Source organism: Sphingobacterium psychroaquaticum, from assembly GCF_900177625.1.
Lineage (GTDB): Bacteria > Bacteroidota > Bacteroidia > Sphingobacteriales > Sphingobacteriaceae > Sphingobacterium > Sphingobacterium psychroaquaticum.
Window position 1 is genome coordinate 65,280 of record NZ_FXAU01000001.1, and the last position, 25,601, is coordinate 90,880.

20 protein-coding genes are annotated in these 25,601 nt (G+C 43.8%); 16 read left to right on the plus strand and 4 right to left on the minus strand.

From position 1 onward, the window contains the following. Positions 1–4 precede the first annotated feature (4 nt). The 4 genes from B9Y69_RS00275 to B9Y69_RS00290 all read left to right on the plus strand — a co-directional run bounded on the left by B9Y69_RS00275 (position 5) and on the right by B9Y69_RS00290 (position 7,256). Positions 5–1,183, plus strand: coding sequence for a FecR family protein (locus B9Y69_RS00275; protein ID WP_144036469.1), 1,179 nt, complete (start codon positions 5–7; stop codon positions 1,181–1,183). Positions 1,184–1,310: 127 nt separating this feature from the next. After that, entirely contained in the window at positions 1,311–4,658 is a 3,348-nt protein-coding gene (locus tag B9Y69_RS00280; RefSeq protein WP_159451780.1) for a TonB-dependent receptor, read from the plus strand. Between the two features lie 14 nt (positions 4,659–4,672). Continuing rightward, positions 4,673–6,127, plus strand: coding sequence for a RagB/SusD family nutrient uptake outer membrane protein (locus B9Y69_RS00285; RefSeq protein WP_159451781.1), 1,455 nt, complete (start codon positions 4,673–4,675; stop codon positions 6,125–6,127). A 1-nt stretch (position 6,128) separates the two neighbouring features. Then, entirely contained in the window at positions 6,129–7,256 is a 1,128-nt protein-coding gene (locus B9Y69_RS00290; protein WP_085471095.1) for a metallophosphoesterase, read from the plus strand. 69 nt (positions 7,257–7,325) lie between these two features. Here the strand turns inward: B9Y69_RS00290 and B9Y69_RS00295 are convergent, their stop codons facing one another. From B9Y69_RS00295 to B9Y69_RS00310, 4 genes are all read right to left on the minus strand, one after another. Then, on the minus strand, positions 7,326–8,303 hold the full coding sequence (locus B9Y69_RS00295; protein WP_085471096.1) for a helix-turn-helix transcriptional regulator: 978 nt from the start codon (positions 8,301–8,303) through the stop codon (positions 7,326–7,328). A gap of 93 nt (positions 8,304–8,396) precedes the next feature. After that, positions 8,397–9,200 (minus strand): heme ABC transporter ATP-binding protein, encoded by an 804-nt coding sequence (locus B9Y69_RS00300; RefSeq protein ID WP_085471097.1) that lies wholly within the window; start codon positions 9,198–9,200, stop codon positions 8,397–8,399. Between the two features lie 45 nt (positions 9,201–9,245). After that, positions 9,246–10,286: a FecCD family ABC transporter permease gene (locus tag B9Y69_RS00305; RefSeq protein ID WP_085471943.1), complete on the minus strand. Its 1,041-nt coding sequence runs from the start codon at positions 10,284–10,286 to the stop codon at positions 9,246–9,248. Positions 10,287–10,293: 7 nt separating this feature from the next. Then, entirely contained in the window at positions 10,294–11,136 is an 843-nt protein-coding gene (locus B9Y69_RS00310; RefSeq protein ID WP_085471098.1) for a heme/hemin ABC transporter substrate-binding protein, read from the minus strand. 91 nt (positions 11,137–11,227) lie between these two features. Between B9Y69_RS00310 and B9Y69_RS19135 the strand changes: the two genes are divergently transcribed. From B9Y69_RS19135 to B9Y69_RS00365, 12 genes are all read left to right on the plus strand, one after another. Then, entirely contained in the window at positions 11,228–11,383 is a 156-nt protein-coding gene (locus B9Y69_RS19135; RefSeq protein WP_159451782.1) for a hypothetical protein, read from the plus strand. Positions 11,384–11,431: 48 nt separating this feature from the next. After that, positions 11,432–12,139, plus strand: a complete 708-nt coding sequence (locus B9Y69_RS00315) for an HmuY family protein (RefSeq protein ID WP_144036470.1) — start codon at positions 11,432–11,434, stop codon at positions 12,137–12,139. A gap of 93 nt (positions 12,140–12,232) precedes the next feature. Further along, entirely contained in the window at positions 12,233–13,135 is a 903-nt protein-coding gene (locus B9Y69_RS00320) for a hypothetical protein (protein WP_085471099.1), read from the plus strand. A gap of 37 nt (positions 13,136–13,172) precedes the next feature. Beyond that, on the plus strand, positions 13,173–14,270 hold the full coding sequence (locus B9Y69_RS00325; protein WP_085471100.1) for a hypothetical protein: 1,098 nt from the start codon (positions 13,173–13,175) through the stop codon (positions 14,268–14,270). Between the two features lie 20 nt (positions 14,271–14,290). Further along, positions 14,291–15,535 (plus strand): hypothetical protein, encoded by a 1,245-nt coding sequence (locus tag B9Y69_RS00330; RefSeq protein ID WP_085471101.1) that lies wholly within the window; start codon positions 14,291–14,293, stop codon positions 15,533–15,535. Positions 15,536–15,560: 25 nt separating this feature from the next. Then, positions 15,561–16,823 carry a hypothetical protein gene (locus B9Y69_RS00335; protein WP_085471102.1) on the plus strand — a complete coding sequence of 421 codons (1,263 nt, stop codon included), beginning with the start codon at positions 15,561–15,563 and terminating at the stop codon, positions 16,821–16,823. Positions 16,824–16,876: 53 nt separating this feature from the next. After that, on the plus strand, positions 16,877–19,240 hold the full coding sequence (locus B9Y69_RS00340; protein ID WP_085471103.1) for a TonB-dependent receptor: 2,364 nt from the start codon (positions 16,877–16,879) through the stop codon (positions 19,238–19,240). 8 nt (positions 19,241–19,248) lie between these two features. Then, positions 19,249–21,615, plus strand: coding sequence for a TonB-dependent receptor (locus tag B9Y69_RS00345; RefSeq protein ID WP_144036471.1), 2,367 nt, complete (start codon positions 19,249–19,251; stop codon positions 21,613–21,615). A gap of 310 nt (positions 21,616–21,925) precedes the next feature. After that, a complete protein-coding gene (locus B9Y69_RS00350) occupies positions 21,926–22,861 on the plus strand; it encodes a hypothetical protein (protein ID WP_085471105.1) in 936 nt (311 codons plus the stop codon). Beyond that, entirely contained in the window at positions 22,839–23,519 is a 681-nt protein-coding gene (locus B9Y69_RS00355; RefSeq protein ID WP_085471106.1) for an ABC transporter ATP-binding protein, read from the plus strand. Before B9Y69_RS00350 ends, B9Y69_RS00355 begins: the two co-directional genes overlap by 23 nt. 287 nt (positions 23,520–23,806) lie before the next feature. Next, the gene (locus tag B9Y69_RS00360; RefSeq protein WP_085471107.1) at positions 23,807–24,379 is read left to right on the plus strand and encodes an RNA polymerase sigma-70 factor; all 573 of its coding nucleotides are present in this window, start codon (positions 23,807–23,809) and stop codon (positions 24,377–24,379) included. 83 nt (positions 24,380–24,462) lie between these two features. Continuing rightward, on the plus strand, positions 24,463–25,437 hold the full coding sequence (locus B9Y69_RS00365) for a FecR family protein (RefSeq protein WP_085471108.1): 975 nt from the start codon (positions 24,463–24,465) through the stop codon (positions 25,435–25,437). Positions 25,438–25,601: the final 164 nt, after the last annotated feature.

Consider the following 25,601-nt stretch of genomic DNA (forward strand, 5'->3'; position numbering starts at 1 on the left):
TTACATGTTAACAATAGAATATACAGTTCAGCTGTTAAAAGCCTATGTGGAGGGAAGGATTCATCCGGATACGCATATAGAACTTTGTCAGCTTTTTGAACAGCATCCGGAACTTTTCGTACAGGTTGATCGACTCACCGATCCCACGCACTTAGAGGCGGTGTTGTTGGACTACAAACAGCTATATACACCAGCCTATCGGAAGCAAGAGCAACGTGTGCTCGATCGCATTTTTACACAAATAAATGAGGAGCAGGTTGTCCGCTATAAAAAACGGAAGCGCCTTTTTGTTCGCTATGCCGCAGCGGCGTCCGTCGTTTTTGTCCTGGGGGTAGGCCTCTGGAAATTCACGTATAAACCGACGTATACCGAAGCGCAAGTATTGGAAAAAGCGCAGGATTTTATTCCGGGAGGAAATCGAGCCACATTGACCACTTCAGACGGTACGCGCTTAGATCTGAATGAAGAGCACATAGGTATCGTTATGGGGGGAGATATCAAATATGATGATGGCTCTGTGCTACTGGCTGACACGGAGAGCAAGGCTACTTTCCTAACGCTATCTACGCCTAAAGGAGGGCAATATCAAGTTGTACTTTCTGATGGAACGAAGGTCTGGTTAAATGCGGCCAGCAGTTTACGCTATCCTAAAGTATTTGGAACGCAGCAACGGATGGTGTTTGTGGAAGGAGAGGCCTATTTTGAGGTGGCAAAAAATAAACAGAAACCATTTGTGGTGCAGACCGATAAGGAGAAAGTGGAGGTGTTGGGGACACATTTTAATGTGAATTCATACACCGAGGAGAAAGAGTCTAAGGTTTCGTTGATAGAGGGACGTGTGAAAGTCTCAGTTGATGGTATGCGAGAAACATTGCTAGATCCCGGACATCAGAGTGTGGTGAGCGGGCAGCGGATCCGGGTGCAGGAGTTTAATGTTGAGGAGAGCATGGCGTGGAAGAATGGTGAGTTTATGTTTAATAATGAAAATTTGGGAACTGCCTTGCGACAAGTAGAGCGGTGGTATGACGTCGATATCCAGGTAGACCCGCAACTCGCACAGATCAACCTATGGGGAACCGTCTCTCGGATGGAAACCTTTGATAAAGTGTTGAAAGTAATAAAAATGACAGATGACAATATTAAAATTAAGCTCGACGGGAGGCGAGTAAGGCTTATGAAATAGAGATATACTTTCTACTGATTCGTAAGGCTTAAAAATGCCGAGAAAGGTGGTGCTTTCCCGGCGGTCGGTTCGGAATCAAAAAAACGTGTGTTATTGTTTATTAATTATACTAAACCAATCAAAAATAATGAAAATTTGTAAATACCTCATTATGTTAAAAATGATTGTTGCGCTGGTTATTATAACGGCCAGTCAGCTCCAAGCGGGGACTTTTGCACAAACGGTGAGCATGAAGAAAAAAAACAGCCCCTTAGTCGATGTCTTTCGCGAAATAAAAAAACAAACGGGATACACTGTCCTGTGCAAATCAGATATTATCAAAAATACACCCAACGTGACGGTGAACTTTGATAATACGGGCTTAGATAAAGCCCTTGCCACGTTGCTTCAACCACATGGCCTTGTCTATATGGTCGATGGAAAGTCTATCGTTGTGAAGGCGGGTGGAAAGAAAATCGAAAGTCCAAAGGAACAAAAAAATGCCACCACAGAAGTTGTTGTGGAGCAGCGTGGTGTGCATGGGCAGGTTACCGACGGACAAGGTAAGGCATTGGCCGGCGTTACGGTTACGGTGCAAGGAAAAAAAACGTCTGCAGCAACGAATGAGCAAGGACAGTTTACAATTCTTGCCGATCGGGATGATGTGTTGGTATTTAGCTTGGTAGGTTATGAGAAGAAAGAAGTTGCAGCAAATACGAATACGGTTAATGTTAGCTTGAAAGCAGTAGAATACGATTTGGAAGAAGTAATCGTAACAGGTTACGGAACCTTTAAGAAATCTGAATATACAGGTTCTGCTTCTACGATTAAAGCGGAGCGCATGACAGATCTGCCTGCGGTAGATTTTTCGACCATGTTGCAAGGTAATGCGCCAGGTGTGCAGGTAAATTCACTTTCTGGACAGCCAGGTGGGTCGACGGATATCCGTATTCGCGGTATGGGGTCTATCAATGCTTCCAACCAACCGCTCTATGTGATCGACGGGGTGCCGGTGATGTCTGGGAACATTGCATCTAGCTCGTCTAATAATGCAGGTTTTGATGTTATGTCTACCCTGAACACGTCTGATATCGAGACAATTACAGTTATCAAAGATGCTGCAGCCGCTTCGTTATATGGATCGCGTGCAGCTAACGGGGTGATCTTGATTACCACAAAAAGTGGTAAAGCTGGAAAACCTGTGTTTTCTATTAAGGGAGATTACGGGTTATCGAGCCAAGCAACCGATTTTAGAGAAGTGATGAGCGGTCCACAGCGACGCGAAATGCTCCTAGAAGGCTTGCGCAACAAAGCACGCTATATTGATAAGGAAACGGACGAAGCAAAGATTGAAAAATTTGCGGCAGATAATATTGATAAATATGCACCAGAGCCTTGGAGCGGCTGGGCAGATTGGAAAAAAGAACTGTTTCGTTCGAGCTCACCATTCAAAAATGTTGATTTCTCGGTATCGGGTGGAGATAGTAAGTTATCATACTACAACTCGTTGTCGTATATGAATCAGACCGGTTTATCGTATCAGTCCGATTTCGAGCGCCTATCGGGTCGTTTGAACATCAAGTACAAGATGAGTGACAAAGTGGAGGTCGGTGCGAATATCTTATACTCTACTGTAGAGCAGGATGTGAATGCTGAAGGAGGAACCTATACGTCACCAATTTATGCTACACGCCATAAAGTAACCGCTTCGGAACCGGTTTATAATGAGGATGGCTCATTCTTTACAGGTTTCTTCTCCAACGGTGCGAGAAACCCGAAAGCGGCCTCTATGTACAATTACCGTAAGGAGAAAGCGAACCGCTCTTTTAATACCATTTTTGCAAACTATAAGTTTATCGATGGTTTGGTGTTCAATACGACTTTTAGCGTAGACAATACCACATCCAAATACAATTCATGGGCAGATCGTCGTTCTTCGGATGGCGAGAAACAAAACGGTTCGTTGACGTCTAGCTACAAGCAGTATAACCAAATTGTGTGGAAAAATAGCTTGACATACAACAAGACTTTCAAGGATTTACACCACTTCGATGTACTCGCGGGGTATGAGGTGAATAAATATGTGCGTGATGACCTATCGGGCGCTAAAGATAACTTCCCTTCCGATGATAAGATCGTGATGTCTAATGGATCGGTGTTAACAGATCTGTCTGGATCGGTCTCGGAATGGCGTTTACTGTCGTACTTATCACGTGCAAACTACAATTACGATAATAAGTATTTTGTTGGGGCGAGTATTCGTAGAGATGGTAGTTCTAGGCTACATAGCGATAGTCGTTGGGGTAATTTCTGGTCACTTTCAGGGGCTTGGAAACTATCGAACGAAGCATTCATGAAATCGATCGATGGCATCGTTTCTGATGCCAAAATCCGCGTGTCATACGGTACGAACGGTACATTGCCAAGTAGTTTTTATACCTACATGGATTTGACGGGCTTTGGTTATCCGTACGGTGGAAATCCAGGGATTCGGGAAACGCAGATTGGAAATCCTAATTTGAAATGGGAGAAACAGAACAACACCAATGTTGGGGTTGATTTCAGATTGTTGAAACGCTTGGATGTTACCTTCGAATGGTACAACAGGAAATCTTCTGACTTGTTGAATGATATGCCAACGTCATATAGTACAGGATTCTCTTCGTATCTATCCAATATCGGTGCTATTCGTAACCGCGGTATCGAGTTAGATTTGAATGCGGATATCTTGCGCAATAAGGACTTCACTTGGACGGCCGGACTTAATTTCGGTATGAACAGAAATAAAACAATTTCATTGGCTGATGGTAGCAACGAGTTGCGCGACGGTACCTTGATTCACCGTGTGGGACAACCTTGGTACAGTTACTATCTGGTGGAATTTGCCGGTATAAATAAAGAATCTGGTGTTCCGCAGTATTTCATCAATGATCCAAATGATATGGATTCGCGCGCAATTACGGAAGATTACACCAAAGCGAACCGTATTTTATACAAAAGTGTAGATGCTAAATTACTAGGTGGCTTTACCAATGCATTTAAGTACAAATTTATGGACCTGAACTTTACGTGGACTTATTCATTGGGCGGTTATTCGTATGATTATGGTGCGAGTAAAACAGAGTTAGCAGGCAAGACAGGATACGATAATATTCCGCAATATTATGAAAGAAGATGGCAGAAGCCGGGTGATGAGACTGATATCGAGAAATTTATGGTGGGTAACTCATATGATATGAGTAGCGTGGCGAATACGCGTCGCGTGCACTCTACCGATCATATTCGTTTGAAGAATATCACATTTGGTATTGCTGTTCCTCAGCATATCTCGCGTCGCTTAGGCGTGAATAATATTCGTGCATATTGCGCAGGGATAAATATGTTGACTTTTGCAGCGTATAAAAATTATGATCCTGAAATACCGGTTGATGGTAGTGTTTATTTTGAATCACCGAAACTGAAAACAGTAACTTTTGGATTAGATATCAAGTTCTAAATATGAAAATAACGATGAAGTATATATATTCAATAGCAGTTGCAGCCGGATTATTATTGACCGGATGTGGCGACGAATGGTTAGAAAAAGCACAGCCGAGTACATCCACGGAAAGTTCACAGGCGATTAAGTCGGCTCGGGATGCACAGTATGCGTTAAATGGGATTTACGATATATTACGTGGAAGTGAGTATTATGGTGCACGTATGACGTATTATGGTGATGTGACAGGCGAGGACATGTTGGCGAACGGCGATACGAAGCGTGCCGCAAAGTTTTACTTGTTCGAATATAACAAAGACAATGCACCCTCATCTTTGTGGTATCAACCTTATCGTGCTTTACGTGCGGCAAATGGTATTATCGCGTTTGTCGATGGTCTGGCAACAGACGCCTTGACGCCAGAGTTAAAGGATATCAAAGGACAAGCCTTAACACTCAGAGCGATGGCACATTTTGATTTGGTTAAAGTTTACGGTGCACCTTACACCAAGGATAACGGTGCTTCTTTAGGTGTTCCAATCGAACTTGAGAAACATAATTCTGCCAGTAAACCAGCTCGAAATACAGTAAAAGAGGTGTACAATCAGGTGATCTTAGATCTTGAGAATGCAAGTACACTGTTGAGCGCCGCAAAAAACGATGGTAAATTAAACAAATTTGCTGCGCAACAATTGTTGGCGAGAGCTTATCTGTATACAGGACAAGATCTAAAAGCTTTTGATACGGCTAGCAAAATGATCGATGAAGCCGCAACAGCGAAAACGACAACCAAAGGGCAGTATATTCTATGGAAAAACGATGAGTATAGCAGTGTTTGGTCCAAGGATTTCACCAATGAAATTCTTTTTCAGTTGTCTATTGTGAAAACCGAGAGCGGACCAGGGAAGGATGGAATTGGTTATTTGATGTGGCGTCAAGGGTATGATGATATTGTGCTGTCGGATGATTATATGAGTCTTTTAAATGCTGACCCAAGTGATATTCGCTTAAAAATAATCACGAAGTACACGAACAGTAAAAAAGTTGATTTTTATTATTTGAATAAATATCCTGGAAACACAGCAAATGGAGAAACAGCAGAGCAAGCGGATATCCCTGTGTTGCGTCTTTCAGAAGCTTACCTGATTGCGGCCGAAGCGGCTGTTAAGTTATCCAATAATACCAATGCGCTTAAATACCTGAACGCTATTGTGACGCGTGCAAATCCAGCGAAATCAGTAACAGGAACAGTAACCTTGGATCGTGTGATGCAAGAACGTCGCCGCGAGCTGGTTGGTGAAGGGCACCGTTTGTTCGACGTGACACGTAATAACCTACGTGTAGAACGTAAAGGAGCTTTCCATGTGTCGCCATCCCTACGTCCAGAAACGAAATCGTTCGATCGTACGTTCTTTAAGACGTTAATGGCTATACCGCGTGCAGAGATTGATGTAAATAAAAATATCTTACAAAACGACGGTTACTAATATGCGTATTATTTCCCGTTTGTGTATGCGTACAGGCATTGCCTTTTGCAGTGTACTAAGTGCTGCCTTGCTTTTTACACCGGAAAGCAAGGCCCAAGAGAATGGGGGACTATCCAAGTTTGATGGTCCCTATATTTACCGGAGCGAAAATGGGTGGAAGAACATGGAGGTCCGCGATCATAAGATTCAAATTACGGATCACGTAGAAGCTCCTTTTTGGGTGACTACCGATGATGGCAAACATCGTTTTCAGGTGGTTCAACATGATGTCAAGGTGCCTGATTGGAAATATCCTGGAGGGAACGATATTATGGTGTTATCGGATCCGCATGGTGATTTTGAATCTTTTCACGCGATCTTAAAAGAGCAGAAAGTCATCGGTTCTGATTATCAATGGATATTTGGTAAAAAGCACGTGGTGATTATCGGTGATGTTTTTGATCGTGGTTCTGATGTGGTACCTATTTTCTGGTTGATTTATAAACTGGAAGAGGAGGCGAACAAAGCAGGAGGGAAGGTACATTTTCTGTTTGGAAACCACGAAGAGATGACTTTACGTGGTAATCTTAAGTATAGCAAAAGTAAGTATAAAGCACTTGCGGATGAGCTGGGTAAGGACTATCAGGAATTATGGGGCACAGAAACTGTATTGGGACATTGGTTGTTGCAGCGCAATACCATGGAAAAAATTGGTGATAACCTTTTTGTACATGCCGGCTTGAGCCGCGAAATGTTTGACAATAAGTGGACCATCCCTGCGGTCAATGATTCGGTAAGAACATATATCTTCCAGACGAAAGAGCTGCGTTCGCAATCACCTGCAGCAACTTTCCTTTTTGGAAGTACAGGACCGCTTTGGTACCGCGGCATGGTGAGTCAGGATGAAAAGTACCAACCGCTTTCCGAAGCTGATGCGAATTTGTTGTTAGGTTATTACGACGCGAAGAAGCTTTTTGTCGGGCATACCATTTTTCCGGAAGTAACGAGTTTTTACGGAAGCCGTGTGTATGCTGTAAACGTAAATAACAAAAACAATCGGGAAAAGGGGCTGAGTCGTGGACTATGGTTGAAGGATGGAAAGACAATCCTGATTTACGATAATCCGAAGCAAAACAAAGTGATGAAGTAAGTCACTTTGTTAGCGATGTAGATACGAAATCCCCCGAAAGACAATTTGTCTCTCGGGGGATTTTTTTATCTACCCTTTAAATTCACTGGGTGGAAGACCGAAATATTTTTTAAAAGCAATGCTGAAGTTGTTTTGGTGTGAAAAACCGACTGTTGCGCTCACCTCACTGATTGATAATCCCTCTTCCAGAAGAAGTTTGCGTGCATTTTCCATCCGTAGACGCGTAATATAGTCATAGACGGTAATTCCAAAATATTCTTTAAAGCCACGGCGCAATTTAAACTCATTCAGACCAATCTGACGCGAAAGATCTTTCTGTGTTGGGGGAGCCGCAAATCGTGTCTTGAGGTAATCCCGGGCTTCCTCCAGTTTGAGGATATCATCCCCCTTTATTAATTCCTGCTCCTGTCCGTTTCCGCCCAGCTGCTCCAACTGGTACATAAGAAGCTCCAGGATGCGTGCTTCGGTATGCATACGTTTCAATTCACCCGTTTGTCTACAATGGATCATATCGTCTATTACCCGACGCATCTCCAGCGTCACAAAAAAATCCTCCGATGTAAAAGAAGTATAATTACCCTGCTCTATTTCCCGAACAAAATCCTCATGTAAGATCGAGTGCCGATCAATCAAGTTAAAGTAATAGTCCTTGCTTAAGACAATCAGAAAATACATGTAATCGATTCCTTCTTTTACTTCATGTTCGTTGCAGGTGGTTGGGATATAACGAATATTATGTCGACTTCGACCATACAGGGCATTTGATTTCCCCTTTAACTGTTCCGCCGCTTTTTTGTAAAAGATAAATTGACTCGATACTGTTTCCCCGCAGACCTCTGTATACACCGAGGTCGGTGCGTCAAATCGCATTTCCGTATGCATGAAAAACAAGCCACCCGATGTCAGTTGCTTATTTTCCATCGATATAGCTCCTTCTCGGATGGCAAATGTCTTTTCCGATAAACTATAGTTTGGCACATAAGCATCGGGGACATTTTCCTCAAATAGCCAACCGGCGAGCCCTTCAATACGTGATTTGATTAACATGAGTATGACGTTGAATAGGGACAAATATACTATTTTAAATCTATTTATAATGATTCTAAATAATATTGAATTGTTCCCCTATTGTAAACTTTGTTATAAGGTTCCGGGTAGGGCAACAGACGATAAAGCCTTCGGTACGATATAGGTATGTAGCGTTTTGGGGTTGACGACAATTTCTGCGTCAATCCCAAAAATTGTATAGATATTCCGGGAATTGAGCACCTCCGATGGTGTTCCATCCATAAGCTTACGACCATTTTTCATGAGGAGCAATCGGTCTGCATATTGTGCGGCAAGATTGATATCATGTAACACCGCCACAATGATCCAGCCCTTCTCCGCTAAGGTTCGCGCAATGGCCAAGGTATGGTGTTGAAACTTAATATCCATAGCCGATATCGGTTCATCGAGTAGGAGGATGGCGCGTGGTTGCCCCCAGAGCTGCGCGAGTACACGCGCTAAGTGTACGCGTTGGCTTTCGCCGCCCGAGAGGCTCAGGATGGATCGTTCTGCCAGGTGGTCAATGCCACAGAGTAGCATGGTTTCTTGTACGGTTGCGATATCGTTCGGTTGCGGCTGGTTATTGTAGTGTGGATAACGTCCCATCATAACCACTTCTGCCACGGTAAAATCGGTTGAAACCTGATGGTGCTGCGCCATGGTTGCTCGCATTTTAGCGAGTGAGATGGCTGTATACGATTTTAAGTGTGTACCAAATAAACTGATCTGACCCTCGGAGGGAACCTGTTCGGCACTCAGCAATTTCAATAAACTTGATTTCCCAGCCCCATTAGCGCCTAGCAAAGCAACCACTTCCCCCGGATGGATAACGAAGTTGATTCCTTTTAATATCGTGTGTTTTTTTACCGTGTACGTAAGATTTTCAGCGATAAGCATCTTTCGAAATAAGAATAATGTAATAGATATAAAGCTTTTTTTCTGTTAGGCTGCAAATTTCTTTTTATCTCGTATTAAGATAAAAAGAAAGAGAGGCGTTCCTAGTAGGGCTGTTACCACCCCAATGGGGATTTCAGAAGGTGCCACAATAGTCCGTGCGATCAGATCGGCTACCGTCAGGATAATACTCCCCAATAAGGCCGAAGCGGGCAATACATACCGGTTGTCGGAGCCGCCTACCATCCGGACCGCATGCGGCACAAGGAGTCCTACGAAGCCGATAATCCCAGCGACAGAGACCGTTGCGCCTACAGCTAAGGTCGCTAGAACAATAACACGCAGTTTATTCTGTTGTGGATTTTGACCCAGCTGTTGGGCCTCCTGTTCGCCGAGGGAGAAGCTGTTTAACGCTTTAGCCAAAAGAGGCAACCCGACCAATGCAAGGGCAACAAAAGGCAAGATGGTCCAAATGGTATACCAACTCGCATTGCCCAAACTACCCAACATCCAAAACGTGATGCTACGCAATTGCTGCTCATCCGAAGCAAAAGATATCAATCCCGTGAGTGAACCGGCTAGGGCATTTATGGCTACCCCAGCAAGAATCATGGTTCCGATATGTGGTTTCCCATGATGTAAAGAGATGCGGTATACCAGCAAGGTCGCTATTCCAGCACCCAAGAAAGCTCCAGCTGCAAGTAAATAATGACCGAAGAGAGAACCCAGTGTACTAAAAAAGACAAATTCAAAAGCTATAATCGTGGCGGCCATCAGAGAAGCCCCCGCTGAAATACCAATAAGTCCGGGCTCCGCAAGTGGGTTTCGGAAAATCGCTTGAATAGCAGCACCGCTCATGCCTAACGCAGCGCCTACCAAGATACCTAGTAAGGTGCGCGGCCAGCGAACCAGATCCATCACGCCGCTATACAGTTCGTCTACCGGTTCCGTTGTGCTAACACCGAGATGATGTGCCAGGTTTAATGCAACTTGCTTTAGCGGAATATTTAAGGCGCCAAAGCTTAGGGAGAGGAGGGATACCACACACAGCACCAGGGCCAACCCGACGAAAATGAGTTTATTTTTCAAAAGAAGATTATTTAACAGCATATAATAGACGATTCAGCTCACGTATCGCTTGGGGGAGGCGTGTTGCAAAATTTACCAGCAAAGGGCCTTCCATGGTTATAATCTGCCGCATTTTGCCGGCGTTGGTCAGCGATACGCCGGGCATGTTTAAAACGGCCTCTTTCCCCCCCAGACTGGTTGCACCAAAGTCAAACAGCAACAATACATCCGGATTGCTCTTTATCAAAGCTTCCGTTGTATAGGTTCTGAAATCACTGAATTCCTGCACGGCATTACGTCCACCGGCTAAATCAATAAGCGCATCAATAGGACTGCCCTTTCCCGCAACGCTCATAAGTCCGACACCCCGCGCATAGATAAAAAGTACCTTTTTCTTACTCTTGTTCTGCTTTAATGCCGCCATGACCATTTTTAAATTCGTTTGGAATTGTGTCACCAGTGCCGTTCCTTCTTTGTTGGCATGGATGGTCTGCGCAATAGTTTTTATAAATTTCTCGGCACCCTTAACGCTATATTCCTGATCAATAGTGACCACCCGGATGCCGAGTTGCTTCAATTTTACCTCCGTAGGATAGCTAATTTGATTCGAAGGGGTGAGGATTAGATCGGGTTTGAAAGCCAAAAGTCCTTCTAATGAAAAGGTCCGGTCTCGACTAGCCCGAGGCTTAGATTTTATGACGGCCGGATATTCACTTGTAACATCCACTGCAACAATAGATTGTTCGCGACCTAAGGCGTGAACGGTTTCACTTATAGCGCTGCTGAGCGTAATAATACGCTGCTGTGCAGCAGCTATTTGTGCAGAAAATAGCGCAATAAAAAGGTACGTCAATACGATATATAACTTCATACGCTTGCAAAGAAATGGTTAATGGGAGGGAAAAGCAAGAGTTAATATAGACTAAATAAAAATAATACGGATTGCATATAAAGTAATACGGATGCCATATAGCGTGTACCAGAAGTCTTACTCATTTTTGTGTCCTGATCCGTTGCAGGAATATCCATATGATCTAACGCCGTTAAAACGAACGCCGTTGAATGCGATGGTGAAAGTAGATCACCAAAGCTTAAAATACAGATGGAATATAAAATAATACGGATTGCATATAAGGTTTTAAAAGAAGATTGAGCACATTTGCGGTATGTTATTTATAATTGGTTTAAATAAAATTAGTTTGATTGCGGCGGTCGTTTTAGTCGCAGGTTGCAGCAAAGACGATGGGACATCGCCTGCTTTAGAAGATGGTAAGAGTACTATCGTTTATGACTTAGCGGGGGATACCAAAGCATCGATTGCTGAAGGTATTGACGGTAAGGAGAAGCGTCCTTTCTATACGTTTCTATACAATCTGGAACAGAGAAAGCAAATCTGGCTCCATACCAAAGCGGATTCAACGCAATGGATGAAGACAAATTTATGGGATATAGCTTTTACAGGTAATTACAATGGCGACATACAGATTAACAACAGTCAGCATGTTGGAACACCGGGTCAGGATGGTCCGGTGAAAAACACCGCCATTATAATGCTGGAAAGAGCTTATGATTCGGTATCGGAAGCACCGAGTGACAGCCAATTTGACAACAGCAAAATAAGCACTATTGGGTGGGCGAAAGAAAGCCAGGATGCCGGTTGGTATAGTTATAATTTGGCTACGCATGTCATGAACCCGTATCCCAACCGTACCTATGTCCTTCGTTTGCCAAGTGGTAAGTACGCGAAATTGCAGATACTCAGCGCATACAAAGGCAATCCACCAGCTGTTACCGATCTTTTCTGGCCGGCACCATACTTTACCTTCAAGTACTTTGTACAAGCCGACGGAAGTAAAAATCTCAAAACAAAGTAGGTTCGCGATCAAACAACCTATGTATCGCCCAATGGTACGCCTCCTGCAGGCGTATGATTTGGGCAACCTGAAAAACATGAAATTACAAGACGAATGATAAAGCAATGTATACATACAAGAATAAAACTGATTATAATTCTATTTGGACTTATACCGACTTTCTTTTCCTGTGGCGATGTCTACGATTTGAATGGTTTTGATTGGGAGGCGGATACCCCGTTGAGCGATTCTGTGTTTAACCGGGAAATCATAATTTACAACTATGGGGACAACCTCCCGAGTGGGCATAGTCCATTGGATGATATGGATCCGATGCTCTTCAGTCTGGAGCGCTTTTCATCTATCAATCTGAACTATAAAACAACCGAACGATGGGATTTATCGTTCTCTAGCATCTTTCGTAGCAGCATTGGTATCAATAATGGTAAATCCCGCGGTATCGGATATGGGAGCTCCGCTGTTGGAGGAATCGTGGTGCTGGATACGCCGTACAGTAAGGTTACGCATGTACCCGAAAATCTGTTGTTCACCGCGCCTGGAAATGTCGGTTTGGATGCACAAGGTACGTTGAGCTATGAAATGGGGCACGCTGTTTATACGTTTGGTGGAAATTTTGTGCGACCCGATAAAGTGAGTGGTTACGACGAAAATGATCCCGCAGCCAGCAAAGAGGCTAATCTGTACCGACATATGATATATTGCCTATCGGAAGATTTGGTAAACAAGTTTCCAAAAGCTAAGAATCTCCAAGGGAAGCCACTTCGTCCGCGGACGATGATTATTAAAACAGCTCGAGGGAATTATGTGAAGTTAGAGACTATATCCATTTACAAAGGCGTAACCGATCCCTTGCAAATGCGCCGTGGTTATGCATCACCGATGTATACCTTTCGCTATACCGTTATTCGTGCCGAAGAAGCTCGATTTGGTTTTGTGCTACGCAAGCCTGCATTACACGTAAACATGTCAACAAATACAACCTCCGTAGGAAAATAAAGATTAACACCCTAAACGATTTTATTAATTAAATATCATGAAACAAATTATAAAGTTATTTGCAATACCCTTGCTTGGCCTTTTCGGAAGCCTTTTACTGCACTCTTGTAGTAAAACTGAGGTCGTAGCCTATGAAAAAGAATCGCTAAACAAGATCCTCGAGTTTAAGATCACAAATAGTCCACAGCCACTGCTAGGTGCTATTGATCACACCCGAAATAGCATCACGATTTATATTCCCTATTATCTCGGTATTGACTACCTAGTTCCTGCATTGAAATTGGAAGAAGGGGCAATCTTAATCGACGAAAAGGGAGAGGAAATCAATTTAGATGGTGGTGTCGATCCAATCCGTACCGGAGAAACGGCCGTATACCGGGTGAAAGGAACCGATGGTACGGTACGCACCTACAATGTCGCTCCGACATTTTTGCCGTTTAACGTTCCATTGCAAGCGGGCTACACCACAACCATGGTGGATACGAATCCAGTCAGTAAAATTGCTACGGCCCAATTCAATGTGTACGGTAATTTTGCGTCGACAAGTACGCACGCTAAGTTCTATTTTACGGATAAAACTTCCGGTAAAGTACATCATGATTTCGTGAGTATGGTTTCAGTTTTGCCTAGTGAGGCTTATTATACGCTGACAGCGCAGCTTTTGCCCGAAGCATTGGCCGGCGATTATAAAGTAGAGGTGGAGCACCAAGGCCGTCGCGCACCACTACCGGATATGAAAGTAACCTATTCACAGCCTTTTCCTACATTCTTCAGCAGCACCGCGAGCTATGCAATCGGGGATACCATAACGTTTACACCATCGTCATTCGGTATGGTAGGGAGTCAAGGGGTGTATTTGGAGCTAGACCGGGTGTATTTAGTAATCCAAAAGCAAGATGCAACTGTTCCTGCTGGTTTTCCTGCTGCCTTGTATGATCAACAGATTGCATTTCCGGTGGTCAAGCAAACACGACGTGAGGTGAAAGTTATTGTTCCGGAAATACCTACCGGAATGTACGGAAGCACCGCCTATGGCATGGTATTCTATTTTGACTACGCCGACCACACTGGATTTGGAAAAGGAATTCGTACCGGGGTGGTAGACAAATCCTTTGAGATCAAGCCAAAAAAATAACGACTAATTAAAAGCATAACATGAAGAATATATATAATCACCTATTTTCGGTACTAGCAGCGGGGCTTCTATTTTCAAGCCTCTTCTTAGCCTCTTGTAATAAAACGAATTATGATTATGAGCAAAAGCCATATAAGGAGATCTTAAGTTTTAAAATTGCGACCGTATCACATGGAACAGATTCGCTGAATGCCGTTATCTCCGGAGACAGTATCAGCATCTATTGGGATCCTTCAGTACCCCTGCCTGCAACAATCACGCCGACCATTCATGTAGCGAATGGTGCGACCGTACAGCCGGCATCGGGGGTAGCTGTACCTTTTTCCGATAAAACTATATACAACGTAACGGCAGAGGACGGCTCTGTCAAAGCTTTCCGTTTAAAACCGGTGTACAATCTACCTGTGCCGACAGTTTCGGAAATTAAGACCGTGAACAGGACTGTGGCCTGGGGGCATGCCTTACTGAATTCGTATCAAAGTTTACGTGCCCCGAATGTGACCGGGCATCATTTTTTCAGAGGAACGGATCAAACAACGGAAACGATTGAGATGCAGCACCTCACCAGCGAAAAAGTTGTGTCATGGCCGTTAGAGACGTTTGTACCAAGACACATGATCAATATTATTGGTGAGTACTTCCTGTCTGCACAACGCGACCCGAGTGATTTCCGGGTGTTTATAAAACGTCTGAGTGATGGCTTTGAGGTAGAGTGTGATATTGAATCGATTACTGAAAATAAAATCATAGCTGCCTTCCCGAAATATACATCCGAACAACAAAGCGGTGCACACCAGTTGATCATGAAGGTAAGTGGAAGGACATATGAGGGGGATAAAATTGATATTGGTCCGCCGCCTCCAGGATACCTTAAAGGTGATTTTAAGTTTGATCAAATGGGACAAAAACTAAATGTAGGCGACGAGATCACACTAAACTTTACGAATATACATGATAATTATGATGGCAAGATCGTAGCGCTTTACCAACTCAAAAATATTACTTCTGTAGAGTATGTCTTCCACCGTACAGGGTCCACGGCGACATCTTATCTTAATATACAAGCCAAAGACTTAACGATTACTGAGAACCAAGTGAAGCATAAGGTTATTGCGGCGTTACTGCAGGCTCAAGGGGTTCAATTGAAGACAATTTCTTTTGTGTATGCCTACAAAGATCAACGCGTAACAACAGGCTATGCCGTTGCTAAAAAGGTGTTTGCAATGCCGATAGGTACCTACATTACCAGAGCGGATGTGAATTAACGTATTGTGCCTTAGGTAAAGATCCATGAAAATTAAACGTAAAATAGTATATATAACCCCCAAGCTTCTTGGGGCTGTCATAACGTTGCTGGTGCTTGTCTCTTGCTATAAGTTGGAAGATCTAACGCCTAATTTTGAAGATGCCAGCAGTACCGTTGTCTATGACCTCCCTGGAGATACCCTAGCAACGGATGGGTGGGAAGAACGTTTTGAAACGGGCGACCTTTACCTTCGACAACGTTATTATAACGCGCGATGGACGGATTCCATCCGCTTTGTCTCCCAGACCAATGAGGTGATCAACGCCGCTGAAGGGGCGGATGTAAATCCTGTTGGCAAAACGCCGGATGAATGGAAAGCCGAAGTATTGGTGCGCGAACGCGCTATCCGTTGGTTGAAAGAAGCCATTTCACATCCCGCAACAGTTTCCGATAACGAGGCTTATTTGAATACCTCAAATAAGCGCCGCTATATCCGACGGAATAACAGTTGGTACCAAATGGATATTATACCCAAAAGCAGTGCGGATAACGCCGAAAATATAACGATCAACTGGCGGGGATTCTTGAGTACACCCCCCAACAACCCAAGCAAAGGGTGGGCTTATCGTGATAATGAAAATTTCAGGGTCTACCTGTATAATGGTACGGCGTGGGAGCTCATGACCAGCAATGCCAACTACAATGAAAACAAAGATTTTGTTCAGGTACAATACAGTAAAAGCGGTAAAGAAGCGGGGAAGTATAGTATGTTTCTATATCGTTTTAAGGACGGTTGGCAACATTTTATCCGGGATGCTGCCGATTCAATACGCTACCTCAAAACAGCAGACTGGGACCTTGCTTTTACCGGAGAGATGAACAGTACGATCTTTCTCAATAATGGTCGAAACAAGATCGGTCCCAGCACGGGTAGTCCTATAACAAAGTCTTCCTTGATCATGTACGAGTATGGGTATGATTTTATGGACGAGGCACCAGAGGATGAGTTTTTCGATAGTAGACCGGCTGATAACTTGTTGATTAGCTATGCCTCACAATATGGACCTGGCGTAAACTCCTGGTATGAGTACGGCAGTACCTTTATTGCTAAACCTTTCCCCTACAAGGCGTATTACTTGCGTTTGGAGCAACCGGATGGCAGTTATCTCTACGGGAAACTGCAGCTGATCAGTATGTACAAAGGAGCACCAGAAGTATTAACAGATGCAAATTGGCCCAGTCCTTTTATGACCTTTCGTTTTTTTATCCAGAAGGATGGCAGCAGAAACCTAAAGACAAAAAAATAGGCTGTTTCGCATCACATACTTAAGGACATACATTACATCACTACGACGATAACATGAAAATATATATAATACTTATAGTTTGTCTATTTTCTTTTAGCTACACTGGGCATGCGCAAACGTTTACGGTTCGCGGTAAAGTGACAGATACCGATGGTGCGAAAATTCCCGCTGCTACTATCCGGATTTTAGAAAATGGAAAAAGTACTAAAACGGATAGCCTGGGTCACTTTTCTCTGGTAATAAATAAGTCGGCCATACAGGCCGAAATTTCAGCGGTGGGCTACAAACGATCCACTATAAAGCTAACAGAAGGGATGGGAAACCGTACGATAATGCTGGAAAAAGATCAACAGCATATCGATCAGGTAACGGTGCAAGGAAGACATATCAATGCAAACACAGAGACATTAGTCAAGATCGAAAATTCCATTATGCCGGTTACGGTAATTGATCGCCGTACGATTGAACTGATGGGAAGCCGTCGCTTGGATGAGATTGTGAAGGAACAGACGGGGATTGCGATTGTAAACGACATCGGAGCAGGAGCGCGTGCGGTCGGGGTCCAGATGCAGGGATTTGGCAGTGAGTATGTCATGATTCTTATCGATGGACAGCCTATCGTGGGGCGTAACAATGGAAATTTTGACCTGTCCCGGATTAGTGTCAGCAATATTGAGCGTATCGAGATCACCAAAGGTGCGGCGTCCAATATTTATGGCGGGGATGCGCTGGGAGGGACCATCAATATCATTACACGACAAACGGTGCTACAGCCGCAAGCAGTAGCCTCTGCGATGTATGGTAGCAATGAAACCGTAGATGTTTCCTTTGATGGCGAAACACCACTGCTAAAGAAGAAAGCAACGTTATCCATGGGAGCGAATTATTACCACACAGGAGGTTTTAATACTTCGCAGGGTCTGATTACAGGCAGCACATTGCCACCGTATGACAATTACGCCGCACATGGACGTTTCCGTTATAAGTTCAATGATAATAACGCTTTTTCCGTTAGTGCACGCTACGGCATGCGACGGAGTTTTATGAATAAGGCATTTATGGGAACCAACTATCAAACAGAAGATGTCTTGGATGAGAAAGATCTCAACCTGATGGCTAATTTTGACCATCGGTTCAATGCACGTTGGCGTAGCATGACACGCTATTATTACACGCGTTTTGATGTGGATATGTTTGTTGCTTTATCACAAGGAGATAGTTTGAATCAAACTAATTTCGGGCAGGATTTACATCGGTTGGAGCAACAAATAGCCTATTCCATTCCTAATAAATTGGATGTTATTACTGGAGTCGGGGGAACAATCGAGCGTATCGATCAGAATATTCTGACGACCAATAATGAAATTAAATCTTACTTTGCCTACTCGCAAGCCAACTGGAAGGCCTTGCCACGGCTGGATATTACTTTTGGTCTTCGTTACGATAACATTGCGAAGTATGGTTGGCGCCTGGATCCCAGTGCGGCACTGCAATACCGTATTCTCCCTAACTTATCTGCTAAGATGGCCTATAGCACGGCTTTTAAAGCACCGGATATGAAAAAGCTGTATCAAGTGTCCTACGATCCCGGAATAAACAGCATGCTTCTTGGCACCGCCAGCATGCGTGATGTCATCAACCAACTGCGTGAAAGCGGGCAGGTGAGCCAGTACGAGCTGGAGCCAATTTACGATGAGATCAAGGGGCTGGCGCTAAATGCGGAGATGAGTAAGTCTTATAACTTGAGTCTGATATGGGAAAATACTAACCGAAAGTTCCGAGCGGAAGCCAGTGTTTTCTATCATGATATTAAAAACCAAATCAATCGTGTGTTGATTGGGATGGACATAACGGGTGGCTTGATTTATTCCTATCGGAATAATCCTGAAGCCTACTACCAGGGCGCAGACTTTTCGTTTTCCTATAAACTATGGAACAATCTGCACCTTAGTGGAGGGTACCAATTCCTTATCGCGAAAGACAGAAGTATTGCCAAAGAGATTGGTGAAGGTGGAAAATATAACACCCCATTGTTTGATCCGCAGGGTGGTTCTGTAAATTATTTCCCTACTTCGAAAGATTATTGGGGTATAGAAAATCGATCGAACCACATGTTTAATGCGCGTGTTTTTTATACCTATGAACCCGCACATATGACCTTTAATATACGAATGAATTATCGCGGTAAATATCCGTTTAGTGATCGAAATAATAATGGCTACTTGGATCGGTACGACACCTTTGTGCGGGGGCATTATCTTTTGAATGCAGGCGTGGAGAAAAAATTTCCGAAGCAACGTTTGGCCGTTCGTGCGACGACAGAGAATATGTTGAATTTTGTGGACGCCAAAATGCCTTTTCAGCCAGGGAGAGTTTACTTTATGGGACTAACGTATCAATTGTACAGCGATAAATAAGCTTTACGATGATGGTACGATTGCTCGCAACGGTTTGTTTATTCGCTCTATGGTTCCCCGTTTCAGGACAAACGGGAAGTTTGAAAGGGAAGGTGGCAACACGTACTGGACATGCAGTGCCGGGAGCCACAGTGACCCTGGCGCCGGATAACCACCGTATTGAAACGGATGCGAATGGCTTGTTTGTGTTCCCGAACTTGTATGCCGGTACTTACTATATGTTAGTGACGCAGGCGGGTTTCTTAGATGCCTCTGATACGGTGGCCGTTCATTTGGGGAAACAGACGTTCAAAGAGGTTGTGCTGTCGGAGCGAGCCCGCGATATTGCGGAGATTCAGGTGACCCAAACGGTGATAGAGCGAGAGTCTCCCGATCAATTGCTTCGTCTCTCCCGGTCTGCCATGCCCATGCATGTTATAACGCGGCAGACCATCGAACAGATGGGCAGCCGGCGGCTGGATGAAATACTCAAAGAACAAACAGGGATTGCGATCGTAAGCAATGTTTCTGGGGGCAGTCGCTCCGTAGGGGTGCAGCTGCAAGGCTTCGGTAGTGAATATGTGATGGTCTTGATTGATGGGCAGCCGATGGTTGGTCGTAATAATGGTAATTTTGATCTATCGCGTATTTCGGTTAGCAACATTGAACGAATAGAGATTATCAAAGGAGCGTCTTCCTGTTTATTTGGAAGTGATGCCCTAGGCGGAGCCATTAATATCATTACGCGCTACGGCGCAGTTGTCCCGCAATCGCAGTTGTCTTTTCGGTATGGAAGCCTGAGCATGGTCGATGCAACCGTGGATGCGGAAGCTCCTTTTATGCATCAGCGGGGGGCGGTCAACGTGAGTGCCAACTATTACCGTACCGACGGTTTTAGTACGACGCCATACCTGCAGTCCGGCCAATCAAGTCCGCCGTACAGTAACTTGGATCTACAGTCGAGGGTACGCTATCAAGTGAAGAAAAACACGACTATAGGGGCTATTTTTAGATACGGTATACGAAGCTCCGATATGTCGAAAAACTGGGACAATACCTGGCAAAATCGGGATATTCAAGAGGAAAGAGATCTTAACTTCTCCCTTACGTTAAACCACCAGTTTAGATCGGGCATTCAAAGTGTCAGTCGCTACTATTTATCTCACTATAACGTAGATCAGGTAAATCGCTGGGAGGGACAGACGGCTAACAATGCCACCTTAAAATTTACGCAGCAAGTACACCGGTATGAACAGCAATTCTCCAAGGCGTATCGCAGTGGCTTGAATGTAACGGGAGGCTTCGGCGGAAGTTTAGAAACAATGCGTGATCAAGCCATAGGTGCTATACCGAATCTGACTACATTATTTGGTTATGTGCAGGGCGATAAGCGTTTTCTAGAGAAGTTGGACGTGCGCGGTGGTATCCGCTACGATCGTACCAGTTCCTATGGAGGGCGTATAAATCCGAGTTTTGGCCTACAGTATTACCTCCATGATAAACTGTCATGGAAAGCAGGGGTGGGGGCCGGCTTAAAGGCACCAGACTATCGGATGCGTTATTTGGTGTTTTATAATCCAGCAGCCAATTATCTGGTTGTTGGTAATGAACGTCTGCAGGAAACATTAGACCAAATGCAGGCGGCAGGAGAGCTAAGTGAGGTATTTCCTATTGTTGACCAGATAAACAAAAGCTTAAGCTTGAAACCTGAAAAAAGTACCTCTTACAACATTGGTACACAATGGAAACCACAGGCAAATCTTACGATTGAAGCGGGTGTTTTTTATCATGATCTACGCCATCAGATTGATCCAATACCTGTTGCTACGGGTACCCATATTGGACAGATATATACCTATCAAAACCTGCCAAAATCAACGAATAAAGGGGTGGAAATGAATTTGCAATGGCAGCCGTGGAATGCGCTGCAGATCCATGTAGGCTATCAGTATCTTATCGCGAAGGACCGCAGTGTCCAAGATAGCATCCGTGTCGGGAACTGGCCATACAACCAGAATCTCCATAACCCGAAGACCGGCGTATCTGTTGCACCTACAGTGAACGATTATTGGGGAATTGTGAATCGTTCCCGACATATGTTGAATGCACGCTTCTTCTACCGGTATCAACCGTGGAATGCCAGCGCTTCTCTGCGTATAAATTACCGCGGTAAATATCCTTTTGCAGATTATAATAACAACCAGTTTATTGATCGGTACGACACATTTGTGCCGCATCACCTTCTGCTAAATGCTTATATAGAAAAACGTTTCCTGAAAGATCGCGTAACCCTAAGTTTTACGGTTGATAATATTTTAGACTTTAAACATCTGCTGATGCCGGGGCAACCGGGACGCGTAGTGATCGGCGGGGTCAGTTACCGTATACAACGGTAAAAAGCATAAAAAAACCTGAAGTTGGGAGCTTCAGGTTTTTCTACTAACCAATTATTAACCTAAATTATGAATTACTAGAATAACTGCAAATCCTGTTCCTTTATTGTATTTACAGCTTTTTTTAACAAAATATTAACGTTTTCGGGTCAAATCTGGCTCCTTGCAACACGAATGTGACAATGCCAAGCTCCTGCAGGCCTCTTGTCGAAAGGAATAGCGTTATGCATCCTGCCGTTGTAGCTTATTATAAACACCCAGCAGATACAAAATTTTCTTTTTTTTGCTAAATTGATCCGCAAGAAATTTAGCCATGAACTATTACTTCGCCTTACAATACAGAATAGCGAAACGATCTATTGAAGAAGTAGGTGTCCCTTTTTGGGTCGGTATGCTCGTATTGATCGGGCTCTTGATCGCAGGGTACTTTATATGTCAGCGTTTTCCGGACTATGCGGACCTACTACTTCTATACACCGGAACATCCTTTTTATTGACACAGACCGGGAGCCAGCGGATAGACTTCCTAAAAACAACGTTTCCAGAAAAAAAGTTTAGGAAAGTACGCCTCTGCGAAAGTCTGTTATATATTCTTCCGCTCGTTATCTTGGCTGGATTGGTTGGGGCTTGGTTTGCTTTGGGGATTTTACCCATCGCTGCTTATCTGTTTGCGATGAATACCCTAACCTTTCAAACGCGGAGGAGTTTTCCCACGCCCTTCCGAAAATATCCCTTTGAATTTATCATCCTTTTTCGGAAGTTCTTCTGGTTGTTTGTTGCGCTGTATGGTTTGGGAGCCATCGGTATCTATGTCGATAACTTCAATCTTTCCATCTTCGCAGCGGCAGTAATAATCCTCGTTGCGGTAGGGGATGCATATAGTGTAATTGAACCCGAGGAGATCTTATGGAGCAACAGTCGTTCACCAGATCGATTTCTCGGATATAAAATTGGTCGAGGAGCTATTCAACTTTCGGGATTGATTTTACCCTTGCTAACCCTGATGAGTTTTTTCTTCCGCGAACAGACGCCATGGATTGCATTATGCTGGATAATTGGTTGCCTGCTGTTAGCGCTTATGGTTGTTTTAAAATATAAGTCATACCCGAAACCCATAGGCTTGATAGAAGGGTTTTCTTTTGTCATTTGCATTTTTATTCCGATACTCGTTTTTGCCCTTTTTCCGTACTATTATTCCAAAGCAAAAAAAAATATTCAAATCGTTTATGATCGAAATACAACAGCTTAGCAAAACATTTGGTGATACATCTATTCTTCGGCATATTTCTGCACGCTTTTTGGGCGGGAGAGCCTATGGCATTGTGGGGGCGAACGGAGCGGGTAAAAGTACGTTGTTTCGTTGCATCGCTGGGTTAGAGTCCCATCAGGGAGAGATCAGCAGTGCACATACGCCGCTTAAAGATCATTTAGGCTATTTGTTAGCAGAACAATACTTCCTCCCACGCATCACGGGCCAGGAATATCTAACACTGCTGGCCGAAGCGAGAGAAAAAAGGATAACAGATCTTTTGGATCGAAATATTTTCGACCTGCCGTTACATGCATACGTCAGCACCTATTCCACTGGGATGAAGAAAAAGCTTGCCATTCTGGGGATTCTCTTACAGGACAATAACTATTTTATTCTGGATGAACCTTATAATGGGTTAGATCTGCAGAGCAGTATGATGCTTACTGAAATTATTACACGTTTAAAAGCGATGGGAAAAACCATTCTCATTTCATCGCATATCTTTTCAACACTCACCGAAACCTGTGATGAAATGTTCTTATTACAAGATGGAACCTTCTTAAAACACATGGATCAGGCTGATTTTGGTCGCCTCGAAGAAGAGTTGAAGGAAAATTTATTAGCTAAAGATTTGGATAAGTTGTTCGGAAACTAGGTGGTTTCTGAAATTTTTACGGTTTTGTGCTTAGTTTTATTTATTTTTTTTGAATTTAGCCACGGCTATTGTAGTTTTTAAATGCTGTTTTAAAATTTGTAGGGCACCGGTGCTACCGGTTGAACTAACTAATTAAACTACAAAACTAGTAGACTTTAATGCGAACTATTTTTATATTTGTCTGCCGGCAATCAACAAGGTAATGATTTATGTTGCGGTAGGTAAACATCACACACTTGGTATGCGTCTATTCGAAGACCGGTGTGTCGCAAAAAGGAGGCAAGAGAATGAGAACTCAGAGAGAAGAATTTGAAAAAAAGTGGATTGCTTCCATACGGATAGGAGACAAAGAAATCTTTGGTGAAATTTATGACCACTATTGGAAGAGGTTGTTAGCAATCTCCTTTCAACATACCAAAGACAAAGAACTAGCCGAAGAAATTGTGCAGGACGTCTTTGTATCGGTGTGGCAGCGTCGCCAGGATGTAAAGATTGATAATCTGGATCGTTATCTGGCAACGGCTGTTAAATTTTCTACGTTTAAGTTCCTGCAGCGTCGACGCCGCCAGGAATTAATTCGAGAAGAGGTATTGCCACATGACCAGATGCAGCTCGATGAAGAAGCAATCGATGCCCGCTTTTTGCAAGAATATGTAAATGGCGTGGTGGAAACATTGCCCGACCGCTGCAGATTGGTTTTTCAACTCAGCCGAAGTGAACAAATGACACATCGGGAAATCGCGGATACCTTAGATATTTCAGAAAAAGCCGTGGAGGCCAATATCACAAGGGCCTTAAAAGTATTGCGTGTTAGCCTGCGTAAAGTCGGTTTTACATTCTTGGCCTTTCTATTTTTCTAAACCAGTTAAATAACCTATTTTTTTTAATAACCCATATAGGGGTACCCCATTCCCTAGGGTACTTACTAATAACGACCGAATTTATGGATCATAAGGAATTACATGATTTGATGGATAAGTACATGCTGGGTACGGCCAGCAGGGAGGAGCGATCGCGTCTTTTGACGTGGTATCGCCAACAGCCTGCGGATGATCTGGTATGGAAACTTGAGGCAGGAGAGGACGAGGAGCAAGTACGGAAACGCATAAAGGCGAATGTATGGCAACGCCTGGAGGACCCCACGCAAAGAGCGAGTAAGGCGATTAGTCGGACTTGGTATCTGGGTGCTGTGGCTGCCGTTCTTTTGGCCGTTCTTGGTTTTGCGTTCTGGAAAATGGAAAGCCCATCGGCAACAAATTTGATTGCCGAGACGCCTACTACACAAGTAGAAAATAGGTTTGTCTTGCTGCCGGATAGTTCACGCGTCGTGTTACGGCCGGGAAGTCGTTTGGTATATCGCACTGATTTTTCGGGCGATAGCCGGGAGGTAGAATTGATAGGTGAAGCGTATTTTGATATCAGTCACCGCGCGGGTCAACCTTTTATTATCCATACTGGAGCCGTAAAAACGGTTGTCTTGGGGACTGCATTTACTATCCGTGCAAATCCAAACGATAGCGATGTGCAGGTTACCGTTCAGCGTGGTAAGGTTCGGGTAGAGCGCGATAATAAAACCGTCGCCGAGTTAACAGCGAACCAGCAAGTGGACGTACATGAAGAAGCCGATAAAACAGCGCCTAAAGAAGTTCATGATGTGGCAGAAACGGCGATGCGATGGGCTGCGCAAGATGTAAGCTTTGATTGGCAGCCCTTTGGAGAATTGACAGCTAAGTTGGAGCGGCGCTATGGTGTGGTCATCAAGTTTAAAAACGAAAAATTAGCCAACTGTCCCGTAAGTGGTGCTTTTAGTGGGATAGAAACCCTCGACGAATTACTCCCTATCTTATGTACGACGCGAAATGCGACGTATCGAAAAGAAGGAAAGATCATCGAAATAAATGGGCAAGGCTGTAATTAACCTAATACTAATCTATTAATATGAACAACGAATGAAGAACAAAAGAAACCAAGATCCTTAAGGTGCGATAAAAAAGAAAACTCCCCACCGCCGTCGGAAGCATGAAGGGAGTTTAAGATTTAAAACATTTTTTGACAAACATTTTAACCTAATACAAATAATGC